The sequence below is a fragment of the Prevotella melaninogenica genome (genome assembly GCF_018128065.1).
In the GTDB taxonomy this organism is placed as follows: Bacteria; Bacteroidota; Bacteroidia; order Bacteroidales; family Bacteroidaceae; genus Prevotella.
This window is the reverse complement of sequence record NZ_CP072360.1, coordinates 1,138,077-1,153,948: the sequence shown is the minus strand read 5'-3', so window position 1 is coordinate 1,153,948 and position 15,872 is coordinate 1,138,077. Positions and strand designations below refer to the sequence as shown.

The 15,872-nt window shown below is 40.4% G+C and carries 11 protein-coding genes; all 11 read right to left on the bottom strand.

The window, feature by feature from the left end:
• On the bottom strand, positions 1 to 1,248 hold the full coding sequence (locus J5A56_RS10515) for a DUF1015 domain-containing protein (protein ID WP_021673058.1): 1,248 nt from the start codon (positions 1,246 to 1,248) through the stop codon (positions 1 to 3).
• Between the two features lie 87 nt (positions 1,249 to 1,335).
• A complete protein-coding gene (locus J5A56_RS10510; protein WP_036920425.1) occupies positions 1,336 to 2,253 on the bottom strand; it encodes an NAD(P)-dependent oxidoreductase in 918 nt (305 codons plus the stop codon).
• 83 nt (positions 2,254 to 2,336) lie between these two features.
• Entirely contained in the window at positions 2,337 to 3,407 is a 1,071-nt protein-coding gene (gene serC, locus J5A56_RS10505; protein WP_021673056.1) for a 3-phosphoserine/phosphohydroxythreonine transaminase, read from the bottom strand.
• 207 nt (positions 3,408 to 3,614) lie between these two features.
• The gene (locus J5A56_RS10500; RefSeq protein WP_021673055.1) at positions 3,615 to 4,928 is read right to left on the bottom strand and encodes a DEAD/DEAH box helicase; all 1,314 of its coding nucleotides are present in this window, start codon (positions 4,926 to 4,928) and stop codon (positions 3,615 to 3,617) included.
• Positions 4,929 to 4,930: 2 nt separating this feature from the next.
• Positions 4,931 to 6,136 carry a hypothetical protein gene (locus tag J5A56_RS10495; RefSeq protein WP_021673054.1) on the bottom strand — a complete coding sequence of 402 codons (1,206 nt, stop codon included), beginning with the start codon at positions 6,134 to 6,136 and terminating at the stop codon, positions 4,931 to 4,933.
• Positions 6,133 to 7,245, bottom strand: coding sequence for a tetratricopeptide repeat protein (locus tag J5A56_RS10490; protein WP_021673053.1), 1,113 nt, complete (start codon positions 7,243 to 7,245; stop codon positions 6,133 to 6,135). The genes J5A56_RS10495 and J5A56_RS10490 overlap by 4 nt, the downstream gene beginning before the upstream one ends.
• A gap of 82 nt (positions 7,246 to 7,327) precedes the next feature.
• Positions 7,328 to 8,590: a tetratricopeptide repeat protein gene (locus tag J5A56_RS10485; protein ID WP_021673052.1), complete on the bottom strand. Its 1,263-nt coding sequence runs from the start codon at positions 8,588 to 8,590 to the stop codon at positions 7,328 to 7,330.
• A 198-nt stretch (positions 8,591 to 8,788) separates the two neighbouring features.
• The gene (gyrA, locus tag J5A56_RS10480; RefSeq protein WP_021673051.1) at positions 8,789 to 11,365 is read right to left on the bottom strand and encodes a DNA gyrase subunit A; all 2,577 of its coding nucleotides are present in this window, start codon (positions 11,363 to 11,365) and stop codon (positions 8,789 to 8,791) included.
• A 631-nt stretch (positions 11,366 to 11,996) separates the two neighbouring features.
• The gene (locus J5A56_RS10475) at positions 11,997 to 12,509 is read right to left on the bottom strand and encodes a hypothetical protein (RefSeq protein ID WP_021673049.1); all 513 of its coding nucleotides are present in this window, start codon (positions 12,507 to 12,509) and stop codon (positions 11,997 to 11,999) included.
• Positions 12,506 to 14,473, bottom strand: a complete 1,968-nt coding sequence (locus J5A56_RS10470; RefSeq protein WP_021673048.1) for an NAD(+) synthase — start codon at positions 14,471 to 14,473, stop codon at positions 12,506 to 12,508. Before J5A56_RS10470 ends, J5A56_RS10475 begins: the two co-directional genes overlap by 4 nt.
• A gap of 16 nt (positions 14,474 to 14,489) precedes the next feature.
• A complete protein-coding gene (locus J5A56_RS10465) occupies positions 14,490 to 15,710 on the bottom strand; it encodes a DUF2027 domain-containing protein (RefSeq protein WP_021673047.1) in 1,221 nt (406 codons plus the stop codon).
• Positions 15,711 to 15,872 lie beyond the last annotated feature (162 nt).

The following is a 15,872-nucleotide window of genomic DNA, read 5'->3' as shown; positions in this document are numbered from 1 at the left end:
TTAATCCAGCTTATGGATTACAAGACCTGAACGAAGTTTTGGCTCAAACCATGTTGCCTTTGGTGGCATAATCTTACCGCTATCAGCAATATCCATAATCTGCTGCATAGATACAGGATAGAGTGCTAATGCCCAACGCATTTCGCCACTATCAACACGGCGTTTCAACTCACTAAGACCACGCAAACCACCAACAAAGTCGATACGTTTATCTGAGCGCAAATCCTTTATACCCATCAGTTCGTCCAAAATCAGTCGACTTGAAATATCAACATCAAGAACACCAATTGGATCATTATCATCGTAAGTACCAGGTTTAGCAACTAAGCTATACCAATTACCATCAAGATACAATGAGAACTCATGAAGTTTTTTAGGACGATATTCTTCCTTACCTTTTAACTCAACAGTGAAGTTCTTCTCCAAAGCTTTTAAGAAGTCTGCAACTTCCATGCCATTTAGGTCTTTGACAACACGATTATAATCGAGAATTGTCAATTGACTTGCTGGGAAGCATACAGCCATAAAGTAGTTATACTCTTCATCGCCCTTATGATTTTTATTGTTCTTAGCCTTCTCAGCACCAACTAATGCTGCCGCAGCTGAACGATGATGACCATCAGCGATATAAAGACTTGGCATCTTCTTGAATTCTTCTGTCACAGTCTTTATATCAGCTTCATCTGTGATAACCCAGAATTGGTGTCTGAAACCATCATCAGGAGCTACGAAATCATATTCAGGCTTTGTAGCTGCATAGCGAGCTAACAAATCATCAAGAACTCTATTATCAGGATAAGCAAAGAATACAGGCTCAACGTTGGCATTACAAATGCGTACATGCTTCATTCTGTCTTCTTCCTTATCTCTACGTGTCAGCTCATGCTTCTTGATATTACCTTTTAGATAATCATCAACAAACGCTCCAACAACAAGACCATATTGAGTCTTGCCATTCATTGTCTGTGCATAGATATAATAATGTTCCTTATCATCTTGAACTAACCAGCCTTTTTCTTGGAACTTCTCGAATTGTTCAACAGCACTTTTATAGACTCTTGAGTCATATTCGCTTGTACCAACTTCAAAGTTGATTTCTGGTTTGATAATATGATATAAACTCTTCTTGTTATCACCAGCTTCAGCACGAGCTTCTTCTGAATCCAACACATCGTATGGACGACTGGCAACAGACTCTACTAAGTCTTTTGGAGGGCGAACACCTTTAAAAGGTTTGATTACTGCCATAGTATTATTTTTTAGAAAATAATAATAGGGTTGAAAGCCATAACCTTATTGAAAAATTAAGGCATTCAACCCCTATCAATTAGAAAGTTATTTGTTTACTTGGAATTTAGTATCACCTGTTGCAAAGAAAGCATTAATCTGCTTTGCTGCAGCAATACCAGCATTATTGTTAGCTTCAGCTGTCTGAGCGCCCATCTTCTTTGGTGTAGAGAAGTAGCGACCTTCAAACTTCTTAAATTCTGCATCAGCATCAGGCATAATGTCTGTCATAAACTTTAAGTCCTCACGTTCAGCCATCAATTTGAGCAATTCTTCCTCATTAATAACTTCCTTACGAGCAGTATTTACGAGTATACCATTTTTTGGGAGTCTGTTAACGAGATCATAATTGATGCTTTTTACGGTCTGTGGAGTTGCTGGGATATGGAGTGATACAACATCGCAAGATTGGAACAACTCATCCTGTGTTTTGCAAGCATGTACACCAGCTGCCTCAATAGCATCTGCTGGGCAGAATGCATCGTAAGCATATACATCCATATCAAAGCCCTTAGCGATACGTGCCACATTACGACCAACATTACCAAAAGCAAGTATACCTAATTTCTTACCTTTCAACTCTGTACCAGCTTTACCATTGAAGAAATTACGCACAGCATAAACCAACAGTACAAATACAAGTTCAGCGACAGCATTAGAGTTCTGTCCAGGTGTATTTTCAACGACAACATTCTTCTCTTTTGCATAAGCAGTGTCGATAGAATCATAACCAGCACCAGCACGAACCACAATCTTCAACTGCTTAGCAGCATCCAAAACTTCAGGAGTAATCTTATCAGAACGTACAATCATTGCATCAGCATCTTTCACTGCATCAAGCAATTGTGCTTTATCTGTATATTTCTCAAGCAGTACTACTTCATGTCCTGCATTCTTTAGTTCATTTGTGATACCCTGCACAGCAGATGGTGCAAATGGTTTTTCAGTTGCAATTAAAACCTTCATAGCCTTAATATTTTGGTTAGATATAATAAAGTTGTTTTTAGACTTAGCAAATGGAATATGCTCCACTGCTAAGTCTAATATTTTTAATGCTTAGCCTCGAATTCCTTCATTGTTTCAACAAGAGCCTTGCAGCCTTCAACAGACATAGCATTGTAGCAGCTTGCACGGAAACCACCAACATCACGATGTCCCTTGATACCAACCATACCTCTTTCAGTTGCAAACTTGAAGAACTCGTCCTGAAGATCAGCATACTCATCATTGAGAACGAAGCAGATGTTCATGTAAGAGCGATCTTCCTCACACTTAACTGTACCACGGAACAACTTGTTGCGATCGATTTCACCATAAACGATGTCAGCACGTTCCTTAGCCAATTTCTGCATTGCTTCTACGCCACCATTCGCCTTAATCCAACGAAGATTCTCTAAAGCTGTGTAGACTGGTACCACAGGAGGAGTATTGAACATAGAGCCCTTTTTAATGTGTGTACGATAATCCAACATTGTAGGAATTTCACGCTGTACACGACCAAGGACATCGTCCTTAATGATAACGAATGTAACACCAGCCATAGAGAGGTTCTTCTGTGCACCACCATAGATACAGTCATACTTAGAAACATCTACAGGACGGCTAAAGATGTCTGATGACATATCACCAATCAAACGCACTGGAACCTCCAAATCTTTATGATACTCTGTACCATAAATGGTATTATTGGTTGTTACATGCAAGTAATCCAAATCTGTGGGAACGTCAAAGTTCTTTGGAAGATAGGTATAGTTTTCATCTGCTGATGAAGCTACTTCTACAACTTCTCCGAACAACTTAGCTTCTTTCATTGCCTTCTTTGCCCAAACACCAGTATTCAAATAACCAGCCTTCTTTACCAAGAAGTTGAAAGGAATCATACAGAACTCAAGTGAAGCACCACCACCTAAGAAAAGCACAGAATAGCCTTCAGGAACGTTTAGAATTTCCTTGACTAAAGCCATTGCTTCATCCATTACTGGTTGGAAGTCTTTTGAACGATGGCTGATTTCTGCAATTGAGAGACCAATTCCGTTAAAATCTAAAATTGCACTTGCTGTTTTTTCAATAACTTCACGTGGAAGGATACATGGACCAGCACCAAAATTGTACTTTTTCATCTGATTGCTTAGTTTAAGTTTGACTTATGTTTTGTAGTTATTATCAGTATTAAATATTGTAATCGGCTTCTGTAGTTTATGTTGCGAAGATACAGTTTTATTTTTATATTTCCAAATAATATATCATATTTTTTTCTAACAAAAAAACAACTGTTTTATATATGTGATGCAATAAGGTTAAGAAAAAGTGACACATTGTAAAATGCGTCACCTAACTTCTTCCACAACGGTACGAATACCCTTTATTTTTTCACCTTTAGTTAGCGAAATTAATTTCTTAATTTTCGCACGTAAAACTGCAACATAAGTAAAACGATCCTTAACATCAATCTTTCCTATGTCTGAGGAGTTCAAACCACCTTTTTTACAAAGAAAGCCAACAATATCCATTTTGGAAATTTTATCTTTCTTCCCTTTTCCTATATATATTGTCGCCATACGCGGCAGAGCTGGTTTCGGTAACGATTCTGGAATCTGATATTCTTCATGATCATTACTAACATATTCAGGTAAATGTTCATCAGGACCAAGAATAAAGAAAGTTCTTCCTTCCTTATCCCAACGTGCTGTACGCCCTACTCTATGCACATAGCTGTCTCCTGTTTCTGGTAAATGATAATGAATGATATTATCAACATCAGGAATATCCAATCCACGTGAAGCTAAGTCGGTGCTGACAAGAATCGGTGCTGAACCATTAGAGAACTTATAAAGTGCTGATTCACGCTCACGTTGCTCCATGCCACCATGGAACCAGCTTAATGTAAAACCATTTTCTTTCAGGAATAAAGCTACACGCTTAACAGAGTCACGATAATTCAAAAACACAATACTACTCGTATCGTCTAAAGAAAGTAGAAGCTTCTTCAAGCATTCAAGCTTATCTTTCTCCGTACTTGTAACCGTATAGAGACGAATACGATCAGGAATATTTTCTTCCTCTGTACGAAAGTCAAGATGAACAGTCCTACCCATTGAAACGAATTTAGGAATAGACTCAGACTCTGTTGCTGATAGTAAGCTTCTTCTTTCTATATTCGGGAGCTTACAGAGGATACTCATCATTTCATCTTGAAAGCCTAACTCGAGACACTTATCAAACTCATCAATAACAAGCCACTTTATCGTCTCAGCATTGATATTTGATTTATCAAGATGGTCATTCAATCTTCCAGGAGTAGCAAAGACTATCTGTGGTTTTACATCTCTCAACACACGATGTTCTTCCATTGTTGGACGACCACCATATAATGCCATACTGCGCAAACCACTACCCAGATCCTTTAAAACGTTAGCAGATTGCAGAGCCAATTCACGTCCAGGCACCAAGACAACAGCCTGCAAAGCATCTGATGAGGCATCTAATCGTTGAATCAATGGCAGGAGGTAAGCGTAAGTTTTGCCAGAGCCTGTCGGTGACAATACCACAACATCCTTATTCGTATGTAATATAGCATCAGCCGTAGCTTCCTGCATAACATTGAGGGTTATGCCAAGTTTGGAAAGAATATCGTTGTTCATATCTATTTCTCCTTTCTTATCTTATCAATTTCATCAAATTCCTTACCCATATTCAGGTTTAAATAAATTGTATACAAAGGAGCTAACCATTTGCTCTTTGCCGTTGGTTCAAGCTCTCTGTATTTTTCCATATAGGGTTTAGAACGTTGATATAACGTTATAATCTTTTCTTTATTTGCACGATACTTTTGCCTATCCTTATTTAACTCTATTGCTTGGTTAAAATAAGCAAGTCCTATGTTATAATATGCATCCGCGTAAGCGTCGTTGTCTTTTATCAGTTGCTTACAAATATTAATACATTCAGTATATCTTCCAAGGTTAAGCAATGCCGTACTTTTTGCAAATCGGAATAAAAGACTTGTTGAGTCTGCTTTCAAAGCACGTTCAGTGATTTCCAATGCTTTTTCGTGTTCTCCAATCTTAGCGTAATATTCTACCAAACGTGGAAAGAAGAAAGCAAAATTAGGATACTGTTCAAAACCTGCTTGTAACGACTTTACGTACATAGCCGTATCTTTCTTCACTAAATAGGCTTCAGCTTCATACTGCCTTACAAAGCTAAGCATCGAAGTATCTTTTTCTGCTTGATCCTTAAAACACATAATCTTATCCGCATCACTAAGTTTATATCCACAAAACATTGCCCAATAAGCTGCATGTGGAATTAACGCATCGTGCTGCATATAATCATAGCCTTCAAAGAGCGGATAATTTGCAGATAGCAGGTAATCAGCATAATAATCAAAAGCTGTATTATAGTCTTTTTTATGAACAAAATATGTTCCTCCATTGAAAATATTTGGGCGAATTGAATTCAGAAACGCAGCATGCTTAGCTCTATACTTTGCTCGAATTCTTCCCTTAGTATCAGGCTTTGCATCAAGTGAATCAAAACGAGACATTGTATCATACAATTTCCTTGTTAAAGAGAAGAAAGCCGCTGTATCATACTTTTGTTTTAGATATAATTTTTCATTACCCTGGTCATACTGTTTTATCAATGCATCACAGAGAAGAAGCCATACTTTGATATTCTTCTTATACGCAGAATCAGCTAACAATCCACGAAGTGTGTTTTCTGCTTTCGTGAGTTCTTTCCCAGTTTTAATCTGATCACGCACAACCTGAAGCTGCTTCTTCTGTGCAATGCCTGATAATGGGAAAAGCAAACAAATAAATATTAAAAAAAACTTTATAGACTTCACTTTTTATAATTTGTTACAAGAGGTTCAAGCTCTTCTGCCTTTATTTTATCGTTCAATACCGTATAATCCAAATAGAGAGGACCTACCCAGTCAACTTTGTTCCTACGTGGGTCTTTCGCTCTCACACGTTCAAGATAGGTACGTGCTTCTGAAAAATATTTCAGATACTCATTATCAGATACGTTCTCCTTCTTCTTTCTTCGTTCAATAACAGACTCACGTGCCGCCAAGCCTATCGTATTCAAACAAACACCAATATTGTATGCAACAGGAATACTACTTGGTTCTATCTCATCGGCGTGCTTGTATGCGTCTATGGCTTCTTCCCAACGCTCGGCGTGCATAGCAATCTCACCTTTTAGAATCCAAGGGACGACAGAGTTTGTATTCTCTTCGAGCATTCTATCAATAAAATCTTCTATGTTAAATTTAGGTGTTGGATTCTGATAAAACTTCATTATCCATGAGAAATATTTCTCATTTGTTGGGTCAGTACGATAAAGCCGCTGTATTACGGATAGATAACGCAGAGAATCTTCTTCCGTCACCATCTTACTTTGCATACATTGTGCCTTAATTTCGACCGCCACTTGTGCTGTTTCATCATATTGCATCGCAATGTCGGCATATTCATCAGCTTTCTGTAAGTCACGTGCCTTGAGGTAATAATAAGCAATATAGTAAGCGGCAACACCCGACTCATCAATATTATCTTTTACCAATAGCGATTTACGAGTTTTTAAATATAATTTCAAGGCATCAAGCCCCTCATTTCTCGTATAACTTCCTTTGCTGAAATATTTACCAGCATCAATAAGCATTGGGTGCAGAACGGCAAGGCGATTTTTATTCTCCTCCTCAAATTTAGGATTAACTTTTCCCTTTCGATTAGGCATTCTGTCAAAGTCATCACTTTTCAATGAATATTCTACACCATCAACAACAGCTTTGAAGATGGCTACAGAATCCCTATTCGAATGTTTCTCTACACGGGAGAAAGCTTCTTTTGCAAGGCGGTTAAAAGATTCGGCTTGTTGATATGCTTCCTGTGCCTCAGTAATATTCCAACTTGTAAAAACAGAAATAATCAGTATTAGTACTCTTTTCATTAGCTATAATTTAGTAACACAAAATCCCCTCTTATATGACCTATATAATAGGAATCATATAAGAGGGAATATTAAAGACTATTTACTGCTGAACGCCAGCAATTGATGCAGCTTCCAATGTTTCAGGAGCTTGTGCGCCCTTTACAAAGTAGTAACATCCATAAAGTGGGTAAGCCCATGAGCTCTTCTGCTCTTTGAGTGTATCAAGTTGCTTTGCAGCTTCAAGATATGAAATTGCCTTATTATATACCTCATTAAACTGAGCACGAGCAGCTGGTGACAATACGCCCTTGACAGCAGCAACACGATCCTGTGCCTTATAGAACCAGCACTGACCGATTGATGCATTGATAGCAATCTTTGCATTGTCATCCTTAGCAAGTGCCAAAGCTTTTGAAAGATAGTCAGCAGCCTTGTCATAATCCTTCTTCTGGCTTGCAAACTGACCGAGCATTACCAACGCACCATAGCTATTAGGATTTTTTGCAAGGGCAGCATTTACAATTTCCTCTGCCTTGCTCTGCATGCCAAGTGAGCTATAGATAGAAGTCAATGTCGTCAATACAGCATCATTCTCTGGATCTTGTGCATAGATACCAGCGAGCTTGTCAGCATAAGCTACAGAGTCCTGACGAGTCTTAAGCTGTGCACCTAAAATAGCAAGCTGGAGCTGCTGTGCATCCTTTGCACGATCCTTGCTCTTCAAAGCATATGCTACATACTTCTCGGCTTTTGGATAGTCCTTATTCTGATAAGCATAATAAGTTGCAAAATAAGCAATCTCATTCAAGTTTTCATCCTTAGACTTATCGAACTTTGAGAATAATGGAGCATCAGCAGATTCTACATAACGAGCAAGATACTTATAAGCATTTGCATCATCTTTAGCCCCCTGATAGAAGATACCACCATTAATAAGCTGTCCACGAAGTGGATAAAGTTGATCAGCAAGACCTGTGTACTTAGGCTTAACCTTACCTTTAGCATTAGGCATATTGTCATACTTAACAATTTCCTCAGCTGCATCAAAAGCCTGACCTACAGCCTCATAAAGACCTTTCTCGTCAACAGGCTTATTACCTTCCTTACCCATCTGCTGATTAGTCTGGTTTTCAAGCTGAATACCTTGCTCTGCATTTACTTTTTTCATAGCAAGTTGAAAAAGCTTGTCATAAGCCTTTGCTTTCTCAGCATTGTCAGTAATCTGTGAGATGTTTGCCTTCAAAAGGTCTGATGCTTCAGCATAAGTCTGCGCCTTCAGAATTGCCTTCAATGGCTCACTGTCACCAGCGAATGCAGCAGATGTACTTAGTAACATCAATGCTGCGAACATTAATTTTTTCATATTAGTTATCTATTTAAAAGGTTTATAATCCTTATCTTAATTCAGAATTCAAAATTCATAATTATGATTACCGTTGATTCTTGTGGCGTTGGAACAATTAACTCGTTAACTTGCCTACTCATAAACTTGTCTACTCATAAACTTGTCTACTCATAAACTTGTCTACTTGTAAACTCGTTAACTTGTCAACTCGTTGAGTTACTCAAAATCAACAGGTGTCACTTCAGCGTTATCTGATGATTCCTCACCTTTGATTTCTTCATTAGCAGTTGGAAGCGCTTCATGATTTTCTTCCTCAACTTGTGATTCCATCTCTGAACTCATCACCTTACATACAGATGCGATGACATCATTCTTCTTAGCGAGGTTAATCAGTCGTACACCTTGTGTAGCACGACCCATTACACGGCATTCAGCCACTGACAGACGGATAACAATACCGCTCTTGTTGATAATCATCAAGTCGTTATCATCAGTAACATTCTTGATAGCCACGAGCTTACCTGTCTTTTCCGTAATATTCAGTGTCTTAACACCCTTACCACCACGATTGGTCAATCGGTAGTCCTCAACCTGTGAACGCTTGCCATAACCCTCTTCAGATACAACCATAACAGTTTCATTCACAGGGTCGTTAACAACAATCATGCCGACAACCTCATCCTGACCGTCATCGTCCAAACGCATACCACGAACACCAGTAGAAACACGCCCCATTGTACGGATATTTGACTCATCGAAGCGGCAAGCTCGGCCGTTGCGATCAGCCATAATCAATTCGTTATGACCATTTGTCAGACGAACGTCTACAACCTCATCACCTTCATTGATATTGATAGCAATCACACCATTGGTACGAGGGCGTGAGTAAGCACGGAGAGAGGTCTTCTTTACGATACCCTGCTTTGTAGCAAATACAACGTAGTGTGTATCAAGGAAATCGTTATCGTCCAAGCCTTTAATACGCAAGAATGCATTTACTGAATCGCCTGGTTCAAGTGAGAGCATATTCTGAATAGCACGTCCCTTTGAGTTCTTATCGCCCTCTGGGATGTCATAACACTTCATCCAGTAACAACGCCCCTTACGTGTAAAGAATAGCATTGTCTGGTGCATTGTGGCTGGATAGATATATTCGGTGAAGTCTTTATCGCGTGTACGCGCACCCTTTGACCCGACACCACCACGTGCCTGCTCCTTAAAGTCGGTTAGCGGTGTACGCTTAATATATCCAAGGTGGCTAATCGTGATTACGACTGGGTCGTTAGGATAGAAGTCTTCTGCATTAAACTCGTGCTCATCAGGGATAATCTCTGTACGACGATCATCGCCATACTTCTCTTTCACCTCCTGCAACTCTGCTTTCATCACCTCCTTACAACGTTCAGGATTGTTGAGAATCTCTTGCAAATCCTTAATTGTCTGCATTAATTCTTCAAACTCCTGATGCAACTGATCAAGGCGAAGACCTGTCAGCTGTGACAGACGCATGTCAACGATAGCCTTTGACTGCAACTCATCGAAGTCGAAACGCTTCTCAAGGTTCTTTTGAGCATCTGAAGGTGTCTTGCTGGCACGAATGATACGTACAACCTCATCAATGTTATCACAAGCCTTTATCAATGCTTCTAAGATGTGTGCGCGTTCCTGTGCCTTTTTCAAGTCGAATTGGGCACGGCGAATTGTTACGTCGTGACGATGTTCAACGAAGTACTTAATGCACTCGCGAAGACTCAACAGACGTGGACGACCAGCTACCAATGCTATACAATTCACAGAGAAAGAGCTCTGTAATGCTGTCATTTTGAAAAGCTTGTTCAGGATGACATTTGCATTTGCATCACGCTTAACGTCAACAACGATACGCATACCTTGACGACCAGTCTCGTCATTTACGTTGGAGATACCCTCAATTTTCCCTTCTTTTACAAGGTCAGCAATATATTCAATAAGTTGCTGTTTATTTACTCCGTATGGAATCTCTGTTACGACAATCTTATCATGACTCTCCTCGCTTTCAATCTCAGCCTTAGCACGCATAACGACACGTCCGCGACCAGTCTCGTAAGCATCTTTGACGCCTTGAAGACCATAAATATAAGCACCTGTTGGGAAGTCTGGAGCTGGAATAAATTCCATCAATCCATCAGTTGAAATCTCTGGATTATCAATATATGCACAACATCCATCAATAACCTCACTGAGATTGTGTGTTGGAATATTTGTTGCCATACCCACAGCGATACCATTACCACCATTTACCAGCAGGTTAGGAATCTTCGTAGGCATTACGGCAGGTTCACGAAGCGTATCGTCGAAGTTGTTAACCATGTCAACCGTATCTTTTTCGATATCGTCCATGACATGCTCACCCATCTTTGAGAGTCGGCACTCCGTATAACGCATTGCGGCTGCAGAGTCACCATCGACAGAACCAAAGTTACCTTGTCCATCAACCAACTTATAGCGCATATTCCACTCCTGTCCCATACGCACAAGCGCACCGTAAACAGAAGAGTCACCATGTGGGTGATACTTACCGAGCACCTCACCAACAACGCGGGCACACTTCTTGTAAGGCTGGTTGCTAAAATTGCCAATTCCACGCATACCAAAGAGGATACGGCGGTGAACAGGCTTAAAACCATCACGAACATCAGGGAGGGCACGTGCCACAATCACCGACATAGAGTAGTCGATGTAGGAGCTTTTCATCTCCTCCTCAATGTTGATCTTCATAATTCTGTCCTGATCAATTGTCTGATTTTCGTCCATTATATATTTTTTCTATTATAAAATTCTATCACTCAAACAAGCTCATCTTTGCAAGGCTAAAATTGCCCACAATAGCCTTTATTTCCTTTCTGAGCCTTTTTCGCACTTTTTCAAGGTGTAAAGATACGAACTTTTTTTTATACCGCAAAGAGCTTATAACGAAAAATATCATCAATACAAATTATTTCAAAGTGTTCATTTTAGGATTTACATTCAATTGCCATGAGAGTATCACAAGACATAATAACACATGCAAACATATTTTTTAGGCTTCATAACGAATCGTGTGGGTTGTTTAACTCGATTAGAATAACATCTGTTATATTCATGGAAAGAAGTTATTTGTTCAGTTTAGTTTTAGCGTTTTACTCTTTAGCCAACGGAATAGGATGTTTTATGGTCTTAATTCATACTATGTTTGTGAATGTTTACTATCATTTGCTGTTGTGCGGATACTCTGCACATGTTGTGCGGAGGGTTAGCACATATGGTGCGGAGGGTTAAATTCAGTATGATATATGAATGACAGGGAATGAATTGTGGGCAAAACGTAGTAATACTAAGAGTAAAAAGGAGGTGTGTAGAAGCTTGTTTAGCTCAAACTTCTTTATCTTTGTAGATAAATCCGTCATTAGCTGTGAAGCTCTAAGACGTACATATCTGCCCACACTGTCACATCTGCGACAAGCGAACTGCCCACACGCTGAAAACGGAGAACGTTGTTCGCTGGCTTTACAGGCTGCAGCTGATAGCCATGTGACTGAAGATCCGCCACAAAAGTACGATAATAATGCTTATCCCAAAAGACAATCTGCAACGTGCCTCCCCTATCGTCAATGATGACAATACTTGAATTATCCTTCTTGGCAAAGAGCCTGTAAAATGGTTGTTTGGATGGGTCAAAATCCGTGTTAGGACTGACGTGCCATCCCCAAAGCTGTCGACTGCCATTGACCACCAACTCTGCCGGTATTTGCTTAAGTCCGTACTTACTGAAAAGATAAGGTGCAACGGTCCGCTTCCCTTTCTGTACCTGATATTGCAGGAGTTCGAGCACAGGTATTTGGAGTAAAGGCAGATTCCCCTGCGCACGCAGGCACAGAGGAATCGACAGAAGTATATAAGGTATGATTTTTCGCATCATGACAGTCCTTCCAACTCATTGAGCCAGTTGGTTGACATTGCATCTGAAGGCATTCTCCAATCGCCTCGTGGCGATAGACTGACGCTGCCCACTTTTGGACCGTCAGGTAAGCAAGAACGCTTAAACTGCTGCGCGAAGAATCTACGGAAGAAGAGGCGCATCCAATGAAGTATTGTCTCATCAGAATAAACCCCACGGAAAGCATTTTGCGCCATCCAATAGATTTTCGATGGACGGAAACCACAGCGAAGGACGTAATAGAGGAAGAAATCGTGAAGCTCGTATGGTCCGACGAGGTCTTCAGTCTTTTGGGCTATATTTCCCTTATCATCGGCTGGTTTCAGTTCTGGTGAGATTGGAGTTTCCACGATGTCGGTCAATGTCCTACGTACATTTTCGTCCTTTGTTCTGTCCGCAGCATAGCGTACAAGATACTGTGTCAACGTCTTGGGCACACCAGCATTTACAGCATACATGCTCATGTGGTCACCATTATACGTACACCATCCCAAAGCCAGCTCACTGAGGTCGCCAGTACCAATGACAAGCCCGTTCAACTGGTTGCTTAAATCCATTAGAATCTGCGTACGCTCACGCGCTTGAGCGTTCTCATACGTAGCATCATGTATCGCTGGGTCGTGATTAATGTCTTTAAAATGCTGTAAAACTGAGTCTTTTATGTCGATTTCACGGATAGTTATTCCAAGATGCTCCATCAGTGCCATAGCATTCTTATAGGTTCGACCCGTGGTTCCAAATCCTGGCATTGTCACACCAACGATACCCTTACGATTGAGTCCAAGTTTGTCAAAAGTCTTAACAGCGACGAGCAACGCAAGCGTAGAGTCAAGTCCACCGCTGATACCGATAACGGCTGTCTTACAATTCGTATGTACCAGTCTCTTCGCCAATCCATTTATCTGTATGTTAAAGATTTCATCACAAGCGTCTTGCATATTCTCATCCCGAGGAATGAATGGATGTTGGTCGAACGCACGTGTCAGCGTGAACTCATGAGCATTGAGCGGGGGCATACATTCAACGTGTAAGGCGAGTTCTCCAATCTGCCCAGTAACACCCGCCAACCCTGTAGCTACAGGACGTTGTGCGTTTACAAAGGTGCTATTGGTTCGACGTTCACCACGTAGATTCTCTATATCAATCTCGGATACTATCAATTGAGGGTCAATCTTGAAACGTTCCCCCTGTTTGATGAGCGTCCCATTCTCATAGATGAGTGCATTTCCACCAAAGACAATATCTTGTGTGCTCTCACCAAAGCCGCTGCTACTATAGACGTATCCGCAAATTGTTCGAGCACTCTGCTGCGCAAGGAGCGACTTCAAATAGGTATGCTTTCCAGCAAGTTCGTCACTGGCCGAAAGGTTGAAGATAATTTCTGCGCCCGCCAAGGCGAGATGATTACTTGGAGGCGTTGGTGCCCATACATCTTCACAGATTTCAATGGCAAAGGTTGCACCCTCTGACGTGCGGAAAATCTGCAACTCTGGAGTTACGAGTATTCTGGTTCCTGCAAAGTGAATATGCTGAGGGCGAAGGTCTTGTGAAGATGCAAACCATCGTTTCTCATAAAACTCGCTGTAGTTAGGGAGGAAGGTCTTAGCCACGATGCCCAGCAGCTTACCTTGCTGGATGACGACTGCACAATTAAGCAGTAATGCGCCAACAGCAATCGGTGCGCCTACAATCACGGTAATATCCAACTGACGTGTAAAGTCGAGTAACTCAAGAACAGCTTGCTCAGCATCATCAAGAAGCAACTGTTGCTGGAAAAGATCCTGACAGGTATAACCCGTTATTGAAAGCTCGGGGAAGACTATAATCTCTACACCTTGTCCTTCAGCTGAAACTATTTGCTTCTCGGTCTCAATAAGGTTGAACTTCGTGTCTGCTACCTTTAGTGCAGGAATCGCTGATGCAACCTTTATTAATCCATGTTTCATATCGAAATCGTTATTTTTATTTTATTGTTACTTGGGTGGCACCATAGCCGTACTCACGGAAAGAGGCATCCTGATAAGAACAATGTTTGTATTTATAATTAAGTTCGTGGATGATAGCACGGCGTAATACGCCCTCCCCTTTACCGTGAATAAAGATGAGTTTCTTACCATGTTGATCCTTGTATTGATCAAGCGTACGACGGAAGACATCTAACTGATAATCAAGAATATCAACTGCTGTCATACCAGCTGTTGTCTCAAGAAGTTCATCTGCATGGAGATCAATTATAATTTTGTTATCACTAAGAATCTGCTTTGCTGGCTTCTTACGCTCAAACTTATAGCGCTTGGCAAGTTCGTCCGTCTTCTTGTCAATCTCTTCCTTTGAAAGGCGGCTCGGAGAAGAAAATCCCACTTTTAACTCCTCTGTCTTCTCTTCTTCTGCTTTTCTTGTTATAGGTTCCAACATTGGCTGCTGGGCAGGCTTATCCTTCTCAATCAACGTATATATCAACGCTGGTTGTTCGAAGAATATGTTTTCGTGGAAAGTATTTAACTTATAAAACTTTACAGCGTCAATCTTTACCTTCAGGTCACAAGTAGGCTTGAGCACAAAAGGTTTATCCTTCTTATAACTAAAAAGCTGAACACATCCATTGAGCATTTCATTAAGATCAGCAAGTGTGAAGTCCTCAATGAGTAGTTTCGTGTTTGGCTCTAATTCGCCCGCAGCTTTCAATACCCAGCTTTCGTCTTGCTTCAAGGAGTAAGAGAAATGAAGGTGATAATTAGAGTCGTTGACAAGAAAGGACTTGAAGTGTGTCGTCGTGAGATTCTTTATATCTGTAGGCGTAAAAGCTAAATAAACCGACAATTCATCACCTCCCAAACGTTCCTTTACAGGAGCTTCAAAGTTAATGGAAGGGTCATCATTAGGTTCGATATTAGCATCAACATCACGCCAATCATCCCCAACCTCGTCATCCTCTGTATTAGTGGACGTAAGAAGTTGTTTAATGCTTCGGTTGTCCTCGCCTTTCTCTATCTTACGTTGCTGTTGGTCAATACGGAGCTTTGCACGATCGGAAGCAGTATCCTCAACAACAACAACTTCGTTGACTGGTGTTGGAATCTGAAAACCATCTTCATCTTCTACGAGCACGATATTACCTTTAAATCCAGCGATGATACCACCACCAGTGGAACTCAAAAACCTAACTTTATCTCCAATTTTCATCTTTTTCCTTCTTAAAGTTTATGATTATCCTTAATTATTGAAAGCATCCCATCATCTTAAACTTTGGTTATTCAATCTTTTGGACATATATATCCAATCCTTTGGATGCTCTTGTTCAATATGCTTATCCTCAAGAATTGGATTTATTGCTTCCTATTCCTA